Genomic DNA, 15,233 nt, shown 5'->3' on the forward strand with positions numbered 1-15,233 from the left:
CATGCGATTCGATCTCACCGACCTGCGGCTGTTCCTCAACGTGGTCGAGGCCGGCAGCCTCACCGGCGGCGCCGTCCGCTCGCACATGACACTGGCCTCCGCCAGCCAGCGGGTGCGCGGCATGGAAGACGCGCTGGGCACCCCGCTGCTCACGCGCCATGCACAGGGCGTGCGCGCCACGGAGGCGGGCCGCACGCTGCTGCACCATGCGCGCGTCGTGCTGCAGCAGATGGAGCGGCTGCGCGGCGAACTCGGCGAATACGGCCAGGGCCTCAAAGGCCACGTGCGCTTCATGTGCGGCACTTCGGCGCTGACCGAGCACCTGCCCGAAGTGCTGAGCCGCTTTCTCGCGCAGCATCCGCGCATCTCGGTCGACCTGGAAGAACGCGCCAGCCCCGACACGGTGGAAGCGCTGCGCGCCGGCCTGTGCGACATCGGCATCGTCTCGGACGCCATCGACAGCGAAGGCCTCGAATGCCACACCTTCCGCCGCGACGACCTCGTGCTCGTCATGCCGCGCGGCCACGCGCTGGCCGGGCGCCGGCGGCTGAAGCTGGCCGAGGTGGTCGGCAACGAATTCGTGGGCCTGCCCGCCGACAGTGCGCTGCAGCAGCTGATCACCCAGCATGTGCGCGCGCTCGGCAAGCACCTCGCCTACCGGGTTCGCGTGCGCAACTTCGAGGCGGTGTGCCGCATGGTCGAGTACGGCATCGGCGTGGGCATCGTGCCGCAGACGGCCGCCGAGCGCTGTGCCCGCTCGATGAAGATCGCGCGCGCCTCGCTTGCGGACAAATGGGCCGAGCGCACGCTGATGGCCTGCGTGCGCTCGTCGGAAGAGCTGCCGCTCAATGCCAGGCGCATGCTCGAGCACCTGATCGCGCCGGTGGAAGAACCAGCCAGGCCGCGTCGGGCCGCGGAAGAAGCCCGACCCGGTTGACCCGGGGCCTCAGGCGCCGGCCACCTTCATGCGGTTCACCAGCACCGATCCGGTCGTCTTGGCGCCGAAAGTGTAGGCATCGGCACCGATGGCCTCGATCCCCATGAGCATGTCTTTCAGGTTGCCGGCGATGGTGATCTCCTGCACCGGGAAGGCGATCTTGCCCTTCTCGACCCAGAAGCCGCTGGCGCCGCGCGAGTAGTCGCCGGTCACGTAGTTCACGCCTTGGCCCATCAGCTCGATCACGAACAGGCCGGTGCCCAGCTTGGCGAGCATGGCGTCGAGGTCGTCGGTGTGCTTGGTCAGGCGCGAACTCAGCGTCAGGTTGTGCGAGCCGCCGGCGTTGCCGGTGGTCTTCATGCCCAGCTTGCGGGCCGAATAGGTCGAGAGAAAGTAGCCCTCGAGGCGGCCGGCATCGACCACCTTGCGCGCCCGTGTGGTCACGCCTTCGTCGTCGAAGGGCGAGCTGCCCTTGCCACGCATCATGTGCGGGTCTTCGGCCACGTCGATGTGCTTGGGCAGCACGGGCTTGCCCAGCGAATCGAGCAGGAAGCTGCTCTTGCGGTACAGCGCCCCGCCGCTCACGGCCTGCACCAGCCCGCCCAGCAGGCCCACGGCCAGCGGCGACTCGAACAGCACCGGGCATTCGGTGGTCTTGATCTTGCGCGACTTCAGGCGGCTCAGCGCCCGTTCGGCGGCGTAGCGGCCCACGGCCTGCGGGCTGGCCAGTTCGTCGGCGGAGCGCATGGAGCTGTACCAGGCGTCGCGCTGCATGTCGTCGCCCTTGCCGGCGATGGGCGCCACCGAAATCGAGTGCCGCGAGCTGGCGTAGCCGCCGCGGAAGCCGTGCGTGTGGGCACTGAAGAAGTGGCTCTGCTGGGCCGAGACGCCCGCGCCTTCGCTGTTGGTGATGCGCTTGTCGGTCGACAGGGCGGCCGCTTCGCATTCCAGCGCCAGCCTGGCGGCCTGCTCGCTCGTCACGTCCCAGGGATGGAACAGGTCGAGCTCGGGGTGTTTCTTGGCGATGTCATCCTCGTCGGGCAGGCCGCTCACCGGGTCTTCGGCGGTGAAGCGGGCGATGTCGTAGGCCGCCTGGACGGTCTGCTCGATGGCGGCTTCGGAGAAATCGGAGGTGCTGGCGTTGCCGCGGCGGTGGCCCACGTAGACCGTGATGCCCAGCGACTTGTCGCGGTTGCGCTCGACGTTCTCAAGCTCGCCCTTGCGCACGGAGACGCTCAGGCCGCAGCCCTCGGACGCCTCGGCGCCGGCATCGGTCGCCCCGAGCTTCTTGGCGTGCGCCAAGGCCGAGTCGACCAGGTTTTCGAAGAAGGAACGGCTGTAGGCGAAGCCGGAATCGGCGCGCGAGGAGGATGTCGTCATGTGGTGGCTATGATACTTGCGCCCCCCAATCCCCGTTTACCCCCTGCTTCCCACCGCGCATTGCATGCGTTGCAACGCCTCGCGGTGCGGCCCAGAATCCATCCCATGTCCCGCAAACCCAAAAAAGGCTATTTCGTCCGTGGCCAGTTCGTCGCCGAAGGCAGCGAGCTCGACCTGGAGCTCAAGCGCGAGCTCAAGGGCACCGACGACGCCAGCCGCACCGACCTCAAGCGCGAGAGCGACGAACTCCAGAAGCTGGGCGGCGAACTGCTCACGCTGCGCGCCGGCCTGTTCGACGCGCTCCCGCTCGACGAAAAGCTGGTCGACGCCATCGCCGAAGCCAAGCGCATCACCAATTTCGAGGGCAAGCGCCGCCAGATGCAGTTCATCGGCAAGCTCATGCGCAAGCTCGAGCCCGAGGTGCTGGAAGCCGTCAGGCAGGCCCTGTCGGAGCAGGCCAGCGTGCCGGCCGCCGAAACCGCCGCCCTGCACGAGGCCGAGCGCTGGCGCGACCGGCTGATTGCCGACGACGACGCCCTCGGCGGCTGGATCGAAACCCACCCCGCCACCGACTCCCAGCAACTGCGCGCCCTGGTGCGCCAGGCCCGCAAGGACATGAAGACCGGCCCGGCCGGTGAAGCGCCCCGCCAGGGCAAGGCCTACCGCGAGATCTTCCAGCTGGTGCGCGCACAGCTGGCGGTGCACGGCGGCGACGACCACGCAGCCGCCGCGGCGGAACAAGACCGGGAAGAGGACGCATGAGCGCGGAAGCCGCCTTCGAGCTGGTCCGCATCGGCGTCGTCTCGGTCAGCGACCGCGCCTCCAGCGGCGCCTACGAAGACAAGGGACTGCCCGCGCTGAAGGAATGGCTGGGCAAGGCGCTGAAGAACCCCATCGAATTCGAGCCCCGGCTTATTCCCGACGACGCCGCGCGCATCAGCGCTGCGCTGGTCGAGCTGGTCGATGCCGGCTGCTCGCTGGTGCTGACCACCGGCGGCACCGGCCCCGCCCTGCGCGACGTGACGCCCGAGGCCACGCTGGCCGTCGCCCACAAGGAAATGCCCGGCTTCGGCGAGCAGATGCGCCAGATCAGCCTGCGCTTCGTGCCGACCGCGATCCTGTCGCGGCAGGTGGCGGTGATCCGCGACAAGAGCCTGATCATCAACCTGCCGGGCCAGCCCAAGTCGATCGCGGAAACGCTGGAGGGACTGAAGGACGCGAACGGCGCGCAGCTGGTGCCCGGCATCTTTGCGGCGGTGCCCTACTGCATCGACCTGATCGGCGGGCCGTACCTGGAAACCGACGATTCGGTCTGCAAGGCCTTCCGGCCGAAGTCGGCCATCCGCACACGCGCCTGATCGGCGCCGACCAACGGCCGCTACAGCCGCTACTGCGGCGGAAGGCTCTTCGCCTCCACGTCCTTCAGGCACGCACTGACCGCCGCGTGCGATGCCTGCTCGTGGCAGCGCGCGGCCGCGGCACGCGCGGCCTTCTGCTGCACACGGCGCTCCTCGGCACTGTCGATCTGGTAGCTCATGAGCCATTTCATGGACAGCGCCAGCACGATGCCCAGCCCGAGCGACATGCCCACCACCGTGGAGCGCCAGGTCCTCGCACTGGGCACGGCGGGCTCGGCCACGGGGCCGACGTCGAACGCCATGGGCGGATGTGAAGGTGAGCCGCCATGGACCCGGCGGCGCTGCGAAGCGCGCGGCTCGGCGGTGGCAGTGGTGCGTGCGGAAGACTTGTCGTAGCTGACCATCAAGCCGATTGTCCGCGAATCGGCAGCCCCCGCCGCAACGCGCCGGGGGCTTTTCAGGCTCAGGCCAGGTCGAACCTGTCGAGGTTCATCACCTTCGTCCAGGCGGCCACGAAGTCGTTCACGAACTTCTCCTGTGCGTCCGAGCTCGCGTAGATCTCGGCAATGGCACGCAGCTGCGCATTCGAGCCGAAGACCAGGTCGGCGCGCGTGCCGGTCCACTTCAGCTCGCCCGACTTGCGGTCACGGCCTTCGTACTTCTCGTTGCCGGCCGGAGCGGCCTTCCACTCCGTGCCCATGTCGAGCAGGTTGACGAAGAAGTCGTTGGTCAGCGTGCCCGGCTTCCTGGTGAAGACGCCGTCCTGGCTCTGGCCGACGTTGGCGCCGATCACACGCAGGCCGCCGATGAGCACGGTCAGCTCCGGTGCGGTCAGCGTCAGCAATTGCGCCCGGTCGACGAGCAGCACTTCCGCCGGCACGCTGAACCGCGCCTTCGTGTAGTTGCGGAAACCGTCGGCCACCGGCTCCAGCGGCTCGAAGGACTGCACGTCGGTCTGCTCCTGCGACGCGTCGGTACGGCCCGGCGAGAACGGCACCTTCAGTTCGCGTCCGGCATTGCGCGCGGCCTGCTCCACGCCCGCGCCGCCGGCCAGCACGATCAGGTCGGCCAGCGAGATCTTCTTGCCGCCCTGCTGCGCTGCGTTGAACTCATCGCGGATGCCTTCGAGCACCTGCAGCACCTTGGCCAGCTGCGCCGGCTCGTTCACCGCCCAGTCCTTCTGGGGCGCCAGGCGAATGCGCGCGCCGTTCGCGCCGCCCCGCTTGTCGGAGCCGCGGAAGGTCGACGCCGACGCCCATGCCGTCGAGACGAGCTGCGCCGGCGTGAGGCCCGAGGCCAGCACCTTCTTCGCGAGCGCTTCAACGTCCTGCGCATCGACCAGCGCGTGGTCGACGGCGGGAATCGGGTCTTGCCAGATCAGCTCTTCGGCCGGTACCTCAGGGCCGAGGTAGCGTGCGCGCGGGCCCATGTCGCGGTGCGTGAGCTTGAACCATGCGCGGGCGAACGCATCGGCGAACTGGTCGGGGTTCGCAAGGAAGCGGCGCGAGATCTTCTCGTACCCCGGGTCGATGCGCAGCGACAGGTCGGTGGTGAGCATGGTCGGCGCGTGGCGCTTCGACGGGTCGTGCGCGTCCGGGATGGTTCCCGCGCCGGCGCCGCCCTTGGCCACCCACTGGTGCGCGCCCGCCGGGCTCTTGGTGAGTTCCCATTCGAAGCCGAACAGGTTCTCGAAGAAGTTGTTGCTCCACTTCGTGGGCGTGGTGGTCCAGGTGACTTCCAGGCCGCTGGTGATGGTGTCGCCGCCCTTGCCGGTGCCGAAGCTGCTCTTCCAGCCCAGGCCCTGGGCCTCGATGTCCGCTGCCTCGGGCTCATGGCCGACGTTGGTTGCCGGACCCGCGCCGTGCGTCTTGCCGAAGGTGTGGCCGCCGGCGATGAGCGCCACGGTTTCTTCGTCGTCCATGGCCATGCGCGCGAAGGTGTCGCGGATGTCGCGTGCCGCGGCGAGCGGGTCGGGGTTGCCGTCCGGACCTTCCGGGTTCACGTAGATCAGGCCCATCTGCACGGCGGCCAGCGGGTTCTCGAGGTCGCGTGTGTGCGGCACCTTGCTGTCGTCGTCCTTCACGAGCACCGCGCCGGGTTTCTCGACGCCCGGCGAACCTTGCGAATAGCGGATGTCGCCGCCGAGCCAGGTGGTCTCGCGGCCCCAGTACACGTCCTGGTCGGGTTCCCACACATCGGCGCGGCCGCCCGCGAAGCCGAAGGTCTTGAAGCCCATCGTTTCCAGCGCGACGTTGCCCGTGAGGATCAACAGGTCGGCCCATGAAATCTTGTTGCCGTACTTCTGCTTGATCGGCCAGAGCAGGCGCCGTGCCTTGTCGAGGCTCACGTTGTCGGGCCAGCTGTTCAGCGGCGCGAAGCGCTGCTGGCCGCGACCGGCGCCGCCGCGTCCGTCACCGATGCGGTAGGTGCCCGCGCTGTGCCATGCCATGCGAATGAACAGCGGGCCGTAGTGGCCGAAGTCCGCCGGCCACCAGTCCTGCGAGTCGGTCATCAGCGCGGCGAGGTCTTTCTTCACCGCTGCAAGATCGAGGCTCTTGAACGCCGCGGCGTAGTCGAAGTCCTTGTCCATCGGATCGGATTTCGACGAGTGCTGGTGAAGCAGATCGATACGCAGCTGCCTGGGCCACCAGTCTCGGTTGGTGGTGCCGGCACCTGCTGCCTGGCTGAAGGGACACTTGGCTTCGGTCTTGTCACTGCTCATGAGAACTCCTGGTTTTTTGCTGCGAGGGGATGGGGCAAATTCTCTGACAGAAGCAGCCGTGGGGCGAATAGAAGCACTCAATTCCAGCGATAGCGCGAGCTGGCCGTGTTTGTCATTCGCCGCGGGTCTCCGGCGCTCGGACGCGAGCTTTATAGCCCCATCGCCCGTCCCGCCGCAATCGATCGGCCCCCGCAGCCGAGTGGCATCACGCAGGGCGCTGCGGCGTGCGAATGCTCATGTGTCATGGGGTCCTTCCGGTACAGGGTCGAGCGGCGCGCCGTGGTTCTGCTCGCGTGCGTCTTCTTCCTGCCGCACCTCGTCTTCGTCGCGCCTGTGCGCGATGCGGTAGAGCAGCGGAAGCACCAGCAGCGTCAGCGCGGTCGACGAAAGGATACCGCCGATCACCACGGTGGCCAGCGGCCGCTGCACCTCGGCGCCCGTGCCGGTGGCGATGGCCATGGGCACGAAGCCCAGCGACGCGACCAGCGCGGTCATCAGCACCGGCCGCAGCCGCGTGAGCGCGCCTTCGCGAATGGCCGCGTCCAGCGGCAGCCCACCCTCGCGCAGGTTGCGGATGAAGGAGATCATCACCAGCCCGTTGAGCACCGCCACGCCCGACAGCGCAATGAAGCCCACCGCCGCAGAGATCGACAGCGGTATGCCGCGCATCCACAGCGCGACGATGCCGCCCGTGAGAGCGAACGGAATGCCGGTGAACACCAGCAGCCCGTCCTTGAGGTTGCCGAACATCGCGAACAGCAGCGTGAACACCAGCAGCAGCGACACCGGCACCACGATCTGCAGCCGCTGCGTGGCGGACGCGAGGTTCTCGTACTGGCCGCCCCACACGGTCCAGTAGCCGGAGGGAATGCTCACCTTGCGCATGGCCTCTTCGGCCTCGGCCACGAAGGAGCCCAGGTCGCGGCCGCGCACGTTGGCGCTCACCACGATGCGGCGCTTGCCGTCTTCGCGGCTCACCTGGTTGGGGCCCGGCGCAATGTCGAGCGTGGCCACTTCGCCCAGCGGGATGAAGCTGGTGCGCGCGCCCTCGGCGCCCGCCCCCTTGGGCAGCGCCACGGGCAGGCGCTTGATGGCCTCGAGGTCGGTGCGCAGGTTCTCGGGCAGGCGCACGATGATGTCGAAGCGGCGGTCGCCGTCGAACAGCGTGCCCGCCTCGCGCCCGCCCACCGCGACCGAGATCGCGTCCTGCACGTCGCCCACGTTCAGGCCGTAGCGCGCGGTCTTGTTGCGGTCGATGTTCACCGTAAGCATCGGCAGGCCGGTGGTCTGCTCGACCTTCACCTCGGCCGCGCCGGGGATCCTGCCCAGCGCCTGCGACACCTCGGCCGCGGTCTTGTCGAGCACGTCCATGTCGTCGCCGAAGATCTTCACCGCCACGTCGCTGCGCACGCCGGAGATCAACTCGTTGAAGCGCAGCTGGATCGGCTGCGAGAACTCGTAGTTGTTGCCCGGCAGCTTCTCGACTTCTTCCTGCACCGCCGCCAGCAGCTCGGCGCGCGAGCGGCGTGGCGTGGGCCACTCGCTCTCGGGCTTGAGCATGATGTAGCCGTCGGAAATGTTCGGCGGCATCGGATCCGAAGCAATCTCGGCCGTGCCGGTGCGCGCGAAGATGCGCTCGATCTCGGGAAACTTCTCCTTCAGCGTGCGTTCGAGCTGCTTCTGCATCTCGACCGACTGCGTGAGGCTGGTGCCCGGAATACGCAGCGCCTGGATGGCGAAGTCGCCCTCGCTCAGGCTGGGCACGAACTCGGTGCCCAGGCGCGTGGCCAGCAGGCCCGACAGCACCACCGCCACCACCGCGGTGGTAATCACCAGCGGCTTGGCGGCCATGACGCGCGCCAGCAGCGGCTCGTAGCCGCGCTTGGCCCACACCATCAGGCGGTTTTCCTTCTCGCTCACCTTGTTGCCGATGAACAGCGCCACGGCCGCGGGGATGAAGGTGATCGACAGGATCATCGCGCCCAGCAGCGCGATCACCACGGTGAAGGCCATCGGGTGGAACAGCTTGCCCTCCACGCCCGTGAGCGCAAAGATCGGCAGGTACACGATCATGATGATGAGCTGGCCGAACAGCAGCGGCCTGCGCGCCTCCTGCGAGGCGGCGAACACTTCATGGAAGCGCTCGGCGCGCGTCAGCGGCCGGCCCTTGTGGGCCTGCGCATGGGCCAGCCTTCGCACGCAGTTCTCCACGATCACCACCGCGCCGTCGATGATGATGCCGAAGTCCAGCGCGCCCAGGCTCATCAGGTTGGCGCTGACCTTCTGGTTCACCATGCCGGTGAAGGTGAAGAGCATCGACAGCGGAATCACCAGCGCGGTGATGATCGCCGCGCGGATGTTGCCCAGGAACAGGAACAGGATCGCGATGACCAGCACCGCGCCCTCGAACAGGTTCTTCTTCACCGTGGCGATGGCCTTGTCGACCAGCACCGTGCGGTCGTACACCGTCACCGCCTTCACGCCGGCGGGCAGCGTGCGGTTGATCTCCTGCATCTTCCTGTCGACGGCCTGCGACACGGTGCGGCTGTTCTCGCCGATCAGCATGAACACCGTGCCCAGCACCACTTCGCGGCCGTTGTCGGTGGCGGCACCGGTGCGCAGTTCCTTGCCGATGCCGACCTCGGCCACGTCCTGCACGCGCAGCGGAATGCCGCCGGCGTTGCCCAGGATGACGTTGCCGATGTCCTCCACCGACTTCACCTGCCCCGGCGCGCGGATGAGGTATTGCTCGCCGCGCTTCTCGATGTAGCCCGCGCCCACGTTGGCGTTGTTGCGCTCCAGCGCGGTGACCATGTCGGTCATGGTGAGGCCGTGGGCCAGCAGCTTGGCCGGGTCGGGCGAGATCTGGAACTCCTTCGCATAGCCGCCGATGGAGTTGATCTCGGTCACGCCCGCCACGTTGCGCAGCTGCGGCTTGATGATCCAGTCCTGTATCTCGCGCAGGTCGGTGGGCGAATAGGGCTTGCCGTCTGCCTTTTTCGCGCCCTCTTCCGCTTCCACGGTCCACAGATAGATTTCGCCCAGGCCGGTCGAGATGGGCCCGATCACCGGCGATATGCCGCTGGGCATGCTTTCGCGCGCCGACTGTATGCGCTCGTTGACGAGCTGCCGCGCGAAGTAGATGTCGGTGCCGTCCTTGAAGATCACAGTGACCTGCGAAAGGCCGTAGCGCGACAGCGAGCGCGTCTGCTGCAGCCCCGGCAGGCCGGCCATGACGGTCTCGATCGGGTAGGTCACGCGCTGCTCGGTCTCCAGCGGGGAGTAGCCGGGCGCGGCGGTGTTGATCTGCACCTGCACGTTGGTGATGTCTGGCACCGCGTCGATGGGCAGCTTCTGGTAGCTGAAGATGCCCAGCGCCGCCATGCCCAGCACGGCAAGCAGGATCAGCCAGCGCTGCTCGATGGAGAAGCGGATGATGCGTTCGAACATGCGGGCTTCCTCAGTGGGTGTGCGTGGCGGAGCTCTTGCCCTGCTGCGACTTCACGACGAAGCTGCCGCTCGCGGCATAGGCCGCGCCGGGCTTGAGGCCGCTGGTGACCTCGATGCGCTGGCCGTCGCTGCGCCCGGTCTGCACATGCTGCGGCACGAAGCCGCCGAGCACGCGCAGGAACACGGTGGGTTTGTCTTCCACGGTCTGCACCGCCTCGGCCGAAACCGTCACGGGCGCATCCACTTCGGAGGCCACGAGCTCCACATTCACGAACAGCCCCGGGCGCCACACGCGCTGCGGGTTGGTCAGCGTGACGCGCGCGGTGGCGGTGCGCGTCTGCGCGCCGATGAGCGAACCCACGTAAGACACCTTGCCCGTGGCCGTCTGGCCCAGGGCGCTGGAGCGGATGCTCACCGGCTCGCCGATGCGTACCAGGTTCAGGTTGTTGGCCGCTACGCTGATCTCGGCCCACACCGTCGACAGGTCGGAGATGGTGAACACATTCACCGCTTCCCCCACCGATTCGCCGAGCGAGATGTGCTTCTCGACCACCATGCCGTCGAAGGGCGCGCGCAGCTCGTAGCGGCCCAGCGCCGACGAAGATGGCGTGGCGCCCAGCGCCAGCAGCTTCTGGTTGGCGTTGGCCACGGCGATCTGCGCCTCCTGCATCAGCTGCTGCGCCTGCAGGTAGTCCTGCTCGGGCGAGATCTTTTCCTCCCAGAGCTTCTTCTCGCGCTCGTAGGTGGTGCGCGCCAGCGCGAGCCGGCGCTGCGCCGACTGCAGCTCGCTGCGCTGCTCCGACAGCGCCGGGCTCGAAATCACGGCCAGCACTTGTCCGCGCTTGACCTCCTGGCCCAGGTTGGCCGACACGCTGTCGACCACGCCCGCCACGCGCGGCACCACGTGGGCCGTGCGGTCTTCGTTGAACTTGATCTCGCCGGGCAGTTGCAGCGACGACTTGATGCGCGCGGGGCCCGCGCTTTCGATGGTCATGTCGGCGGCCTTGATCTGCGCGTCGGTGAAGGCGATCTTTTCTTCCTCTTCCTCGTGGCCGGCGGGCTCCTTTTTCGCCTCCTGCTTGCCTTCCTCGTGGTGCTCGGTGTCGGCGTGGCCCTTGGCTTCACCGTGGCTGTGGTCGTGGTCTTTGCCCTCTTCCTTGGCTTCCTGCTTGCCGTGAGCCTTGCCTTCTTCGTGGTGCTCGCCGTCGCCGTGGCCGGCCTCTTCCGAGTGGCCTGCGGCCTCCGGCTTGGCGGGCGCGGAGCGAAGGATCAGCGCGCCGGCGCCGAGCCCCACGGCGAGGACGACGACGATGGCCATCCACTGCTTCTTGCCGACGCGTTCTTTGAACGAGCCGCGGTTTTCTGTGTTCATGATCTGTTGCCTTGCTTGTCAGCGCGCCACGGGCGCCGCGGGTGTCATGGGGGAGATGTCGTCGCCTTCGTTGCCGAGCAGCCGGTCGAGTTCGCCGGCCGCACGGTGCGCATCGGCCAGCGCGAGCAGGTACTGCGCGCGCACTTGGAACAGCGTGCGTTGGGCATCCAGCGCCTCCAGGAAGCTGAACTTGCCCAGCTCGAAGCCCTTGGTCGCGGCCTTGTAGGCCGTCTCGGCACCGGGCAGCGCGTCGTGCTGCAGCGTCTGCGCGGTGGCGCGCGCGGAGCGCAACCGTTCGGTGGCTTGCGCCACCTCGGTGCCCAGTTGCAGCTCGGCGGCAGCGAGGTCGTCGCGCGCCTTTTCCTCGCGGCTCAGGGCCTCAGCCACGTTGCCGCGGTTGGTGTCGAAGATGGGCAGCGGCACCGACAGGCCCACCACCACCTGGTTGCGCCGGCTGCCGCCGGCCTCGCCGTCGGAAGCCGGCACGCGCTTGGCACCGAGCGACACGGTCACGTCGGGAATGCGCTTGGCCTGCTCCAGGTCGGACAGTGCCTTGCGCCGCTCGACCTCGAGCCGCGCCTGCACCACCACGGGCGCCGCGGCAATGCGCACGCCCATGTCTTGCGACGCCGCCATCGCGGGCAATTGGTCGACCGCGCCCTCCACCTGCGTGAAGCGCGGATCGGAGTTGCCCCACAGCGCGGCCAGTTGCTGGCGGGCCGAGCGCAGCGTGCCTTCGGCCTGCAGCAGCTCCACGCGCATACCGGCCTCGGCCACGCGCGCCCGGGTTTCTTCCAGCGGCGACACCTTGCCGGCGGCCACGCGATTGGTGGTCGCGCGGGTCGCGGTCTGCGCGAGGCCCACCGAATCCTGCGCGAGCCGCAGGCGCTCCTGCGCGGTCAGCACATCGAAGAAGGCGGTGACGGTAGCGGCGCGGATCTCGGCGCGGCGCCCCGCCAGTGCCGACGCGGCCTGGTCGCGCGCGCGCTCGGCGGCCGTCACGCGGGCAGAGCGCTTGCCGCCGAGCTCGATCGGCTGGCTCAGCTGCAAGGTAGTGGTGCGGTTGTCGCGGCGCAGGTCTTCCAGCTGTGCGTCCAGCGTGGGGTTGGGCCAGGCGCCGGCCTGCACGATGGCGGCCTCGGTGGCGTCCTGCTCGCGCGACGCGGCGGCAAGGCCGGGGTTGGCGCGCAGTGCCATGGCAACCGCGCTGCGCAGGGTCAGCGGGCCCGCGGGCTCCAGTGTCCTGGTGGCCGCGCGCGAAGACGCCTGCGGCGAAGCCGAAGAGGAACCGGCCGAGGCCGGAACGGACGGCGTGACTTGTTGTGAATATGCCGGGGGCGCCGCCATGGCCAATGCGGCCAGCGGCACGAAGAGCGTGCGCATCGAATTCTCCTGGGTTGCGAAACAACGGACGGACGAATTCGGCGAGAGCTCAGCTGATGGTGTGGATCAGAAGTCGGGTGTGTTCTCTCGCCGAATCAGAGGGCGAGAGACCAGTCGGGACGGACCGGAACGTCGGAGATGTGCGAGTCGAAGCGCTCGGCGGCCATGACGCGCAGCGGCTGTGCAATGCGCCGCGCGGACGGCACGGGCTCCGGCGTGCCTTCGACGTGCTGCGCGTAGCCCGAATGGCAGACCGCGCAGTCGCCGATGACGGCATTGGGCTGGGTGCTGGAATTCTTCTGCGCGCCCTCGCCGCTGTGGCTGCGGTCGGTGCCGCGGCTTTCGTGCTCGTGGTGGCCCCAGTGCTGGGGCTGCATGTCGCGCTCGTGCTGGCAATAGGCTGACGCCGCCGCCCAGCTGAGCTGGAACGGAAGCAGGAACAGCATGAGGATCAGGAACCAGCGGCGCATGGAGCAAAAAGTATATCGGGGGCCTGTGGCAGTGCTTCAGCAATGCCCTTGCGGCTTGCAGGCGCCGCGGAATGTATGACACAAGGTCGAGCGCTTGTCCGTCAATAGGATTACCAAAACGTAACCATGGCGGCGAAAGTGCTTCGTTACCATTCGGAAATGCGCATTCTTGTCATCGAAGACGAGCCCAAACTGGGCGATTACCTGAAAAAGGGGCTCGAAGAGAACGGATACGTGGTCGACATAGCCCGCGACGGCATCGAGGGGAAATACCTCGCCACCGAGGGTGACTACGCACTGGTTCTGCTCGATGTGATGCTGCCCGGCATCGACGGCTTCGCCGTCCTGCAGGCCATACGGCGCACGCGCAACGTGCCCGTGCTGGTGCTCACCGCGCGCGACAAGGTCGAAGACCGCGTGCAGGGCCTGCAGCAGGGTGCGGACGACTATCTCGTCAAGCCGTTCTCGTTTTCGGAGCTGCTGGCGCGGGTTCAGGCACTGCTGCGCCGGGGCAAGCCGCAGGAATCGACAACGCTGCGGCTGGCCGACCTGGAGCTCGACCTCGTCAGCCGCAAGTGCTTTCGCAACCGCGCGCGGCTCGACCTCACGGCTAAGGAATTCACGCTGCTGGTGGTGCTGCTGCGCCGGCGCGGCCAGATCCTGTCGCGCACCACGCTCGCCGAGCAGGTGTGGGACATGAACTTCGACAGCGACACCAACGTGGTGGAAGTGGCCATCCGCCGCCTGCGCAGCAAGCTCGACGACCCGTTCGACGTGAAGCTGCTGCATACGGTGCGCGGCATGGGCTACGTGCTGGAAGACCGCTCCTGGGCATGAGCCAGCCCCCAGGCCGGCCGCACTCCATCCAGAGCCGGCTGTCGCTCTGGATCGCCGCGCAGACCCTGTTCGGGCTCAGCGTGATCTGCCTCGCCATCTACCTCGTCACCGCCTGGAACTTCGGGCAGAAGCAGGAAGAGGAACTCGACCACAAGGCCGTGCTGGTGCAGCACCTGCTCAAAGAGGCCGAGAAAGGCGGCGACCTGCCCTTCCTGCGGCACAAGCTCGACGACTTCTTCTCGATGCAGGACGACGTGACGCTGTCGATCTCGCACGCGGGCCAGACGCTGTTCCAGTCGACGCCCGCCGTCGGAGGCCGCTGGATGCTGCGCGACATCGAGGTGCCATGGACGCAGGGCGCCACCAGCACGCAGCTGTCGGTGCAGATCGGCGTGAACACCGCGCAGGAAGCGCGGCTGCTGCGGCGCCTCGCCTGGACGCTGCTGGGCGCGGTGGTGCTGGGCACGGCGCTGGTCTCGTTCACCGGCATGTGGCTGGTGCGGCGCGGGCTGCGTCCGCTCAAGCGGCTGGCCGAGAGCACCGCGGCGATGGCGCCGGACAAGGCCAACCGGCCGATCGACGCCATGGACTTCGCGGAGGAGCTGCGCCCCTGGATCACCCAGTTCAACGCCCTGCTGCTGCGTGTGCAGCGCGCCTACGTGCAGCTGGAGTCGTTCAACGCCGACGTGGCGCACGAGCTGCGCACGCCCCTGGCCAACCTGATCGGCTCCACCGAACTCGCGCTGACCCGCCAGCGCAGCAACGAAGAGCTGCAGGCCGTACTCGCGTCCAATCTCGAAGAGGTCGGCAGGCTCTCGGGCATCGTCACCGACATGCTGTTCCTGTCGCAGGCCGAGCGCGGCACGCCGATGCGCACGCGCGCGTCGACCAGCCTGGCCGTGCAGGCAGCCGACGTGATCGACTTCTACGACGCCATGCTGGAAGAAGCCGGCCTGCGCGCCGAGGTGGCCGGCGACGCCATGGCCGACGTGGATGCCGCGCTGATACGGCGCGCGCTGTTCAACCTGCTGGGCAACGCCATCCGCTTCGCCACGCCGGCTTCGGTCATCCGCATCGAGATAGCCCAGGACAGCGAGGAATTCACCATCGCGGTGGTCAACCGCGGCGAGCCCATCGACCCTGCCGCGCTGCCGCGCCTGTTCGAGCGCTTCTACCGCGCAGCCCAGGCGCGCGACGGCTCGACCCGGCACCACGGCCTGGGGCTGTCGATCGTCGAGGCCATCGCGCGCATGCACGGCGGGCGGGTGTTCGCGGCCAGCCAGGGCGGCGAGACGCGCATCGGGTTCACGCTGCAGCGATGAGC

12 protein-coding genes are annotated in these 15,233 nt (G+C 68.2%); 5 read left to right on the forward strand and 7 right to left on the reverse strand.

Going from position 1 to position 15,233, the window contains the following annotated elements:
* The first annotated feature begins 1 nt into the window (after position 1).
* Positions 2–937, forward strand: a complete 936-nt coding sequence (locus tag QRN67_RS15195; RefSeq protein WP_285412428.1) for a LysR family transcriptional regulator — start codon at positions 2–4, stop codon at positions 935–937.
* Positions 938–946: 9 nt separating this feature from the next.
* Here QRN67_RS15195 and pmbA read toward each other — a convergent pair whose 3' ends face one another.
* Positions 947–2,317 carry a metalloprotease PmbA gene (gene pmbA / locus QRN67_RS15200; RefSeq protein WP_285412429.1) on the reverse strand — a complete coding sequence of 457 codons (1,371 nt, stop codon included), beginning with the start codon at positions 2,315–2,317 and terminating at the stop codon, positions 947–949.
* 105 nt (positions 2,318–2,422) lie between these two features.
* On the opposite strand from pmbA, the gene yjgA reads away from it, so the two are divergent.
* Positions 2,423–3,079 carry a ribosome biogenesis factor YjgA gene (yjgA, locus tag QRN67_RS15205; RefSeq protein WP_081266544.1) on the forward strand — a complete coding sequence of 219 codons (657 nt, stop codon included), beginning with the start codon at positions 2,423–2,425 and terminating at the stop codon, positions 3,077–3,079.
* Positions 3,076–3,675 carry a molybdopterin adenylyltransferase gene (mog, locus tag QRN67_RS15210; RefSeq protein ID WP_285412430.1) on the forward strand — a complete coding sequence of 200 codons (600 nt, stop codon included), beginning with the start codon at positions 3,076–3,078 and terminating at the stop codon, positions 3,673–3,675. The genes yjgA and mog overlap by 4 nt, the downstream gene beginning before the upstream one ends.
* 29 nt (positions 3,676–3,704) lie before the next feature.
* On the opposite strand, the gene QRN67_RS15215 is transcribed toward mog, so the two are convergent.
* From QRN67_RS15215 to czcI, 6 genes are all read right to left on the reverse strand, one after another.
* Entirely contained in the window at positions 3,705–4,079 is a 375-nt protein-coding gene (locus QRN67_RS15215) for a hypothetical protein (RefSeq protein ID WP_234382685.1), read from the reverse strand.
* A 59-nt stretch (positions 4,080–4,138) separates the two neighbouring features.
* Positions 4,139–6,397 carry a catalase/peroxidase HPI gene (gene katG / locus QRN67_RS15220; RefSeq protein WP_285412431.1) on the reverse strand — a complete coding sequence of 753 codons (2,259 nt, stop codon included), beginning with the start codon at positions 6,395–6,397 and terminating at the stop codon, positions 4,139–4,141.
* 234 nt (positions 6,398–6,631) lie between these two features.
* Positions 6,632–9,847 (reverse strand): CusA/CzcA family heavy metal efflux RND transporter, encoded by a 3,216-nt coding sequence (locus tag QRN67_RS15225; RefSeq protein WP_285412432.1) that lies wholly within the window; start codon positions 9,845–9,847, stop codon positions 6,632–6,634.
* A 10-nt stretch (positions 9,848–9,857) separates the two neighbouring features.
* The gene (locus tag QRN67_RS15230) at positions 9,858–11,219 is read right to left on the reverse strand and encodes an efflux RND transporter periplasmic adaptor subunit (protein ID WP_285412433.1); all 1,362 of its coding nucleotides are present in this window, start codon (positions 11,217–11,219) and stop codon (positions 9,858–9,860) included.
* A gap of 18 nt (positions 11,220–11,237) precedes the next feature.
* Positions 11,238–12,602, reverse strand: coding sequence for a TolC family protein (locus QRN67_RS15235; RefSeq protein ID WP_285412434.1), 1,365 nt, complete (start codon positions 12,600–12,602; stop codon positions 11,238–11,240).
* A 95-nt stretch (positions 12,603–12,697) separates the two neighbouring features.
* Positions 12,698–13,072, reverse strand: a complete 375-nt coding sequence (gene czcI, locus QRN67_RS15240; protein WP_285412435.1) for a cation efflux protein, CzcI family — start codon at positions 13,070–13,072, stop codon at positions 12,698–12,700.
* A 159-nt stretch (positions 13,073–13,231) separates the two neighbouring features.
* Between czcI and QRN67_RS15245 the strand changes: the two genes are divergently transcribed.
* Positions 13,232–13,909 carry a heavy metal response regulator transcription factor gene (locus QRN67_RS15245; RefSeq protein WP_081266536.1) on the forward strand — a complete coding sequence of 226 codons (678 nt, stop codon included), beginning with the start codon at positions 13,232–13,234 and terminating at the stop codon, positions 13,907–13,909.
* The gene (locus QRN67_RS15250) at positions 13,906–15,231 is read left to right on the forward strand and encodes a heavy metal sensor histidine kinase (RefSeq protein WP_285412436.1); all 1,326 of its coding nucleotides are present in this window, start codon (positions 13,906–13,908) and stop codon (positions 15,229–15,231) included. The genes QRN67_RS15245 and QRN67_RS15250 overlap by 4 nt, the downstream gene beginning before the upstream one ends.
* Positions 15,232–15,233 lie beyond the last annotated feature (2 nt).

The organism is Variovorax sp. efr-133-TYG-130 (assembly GCF_030208835.1).
GTDB lineage: Bacteria > Pseudomonadota > Gammaproteobacteria > Burkholderiales > Burkholderiaceae_C > Variovorax.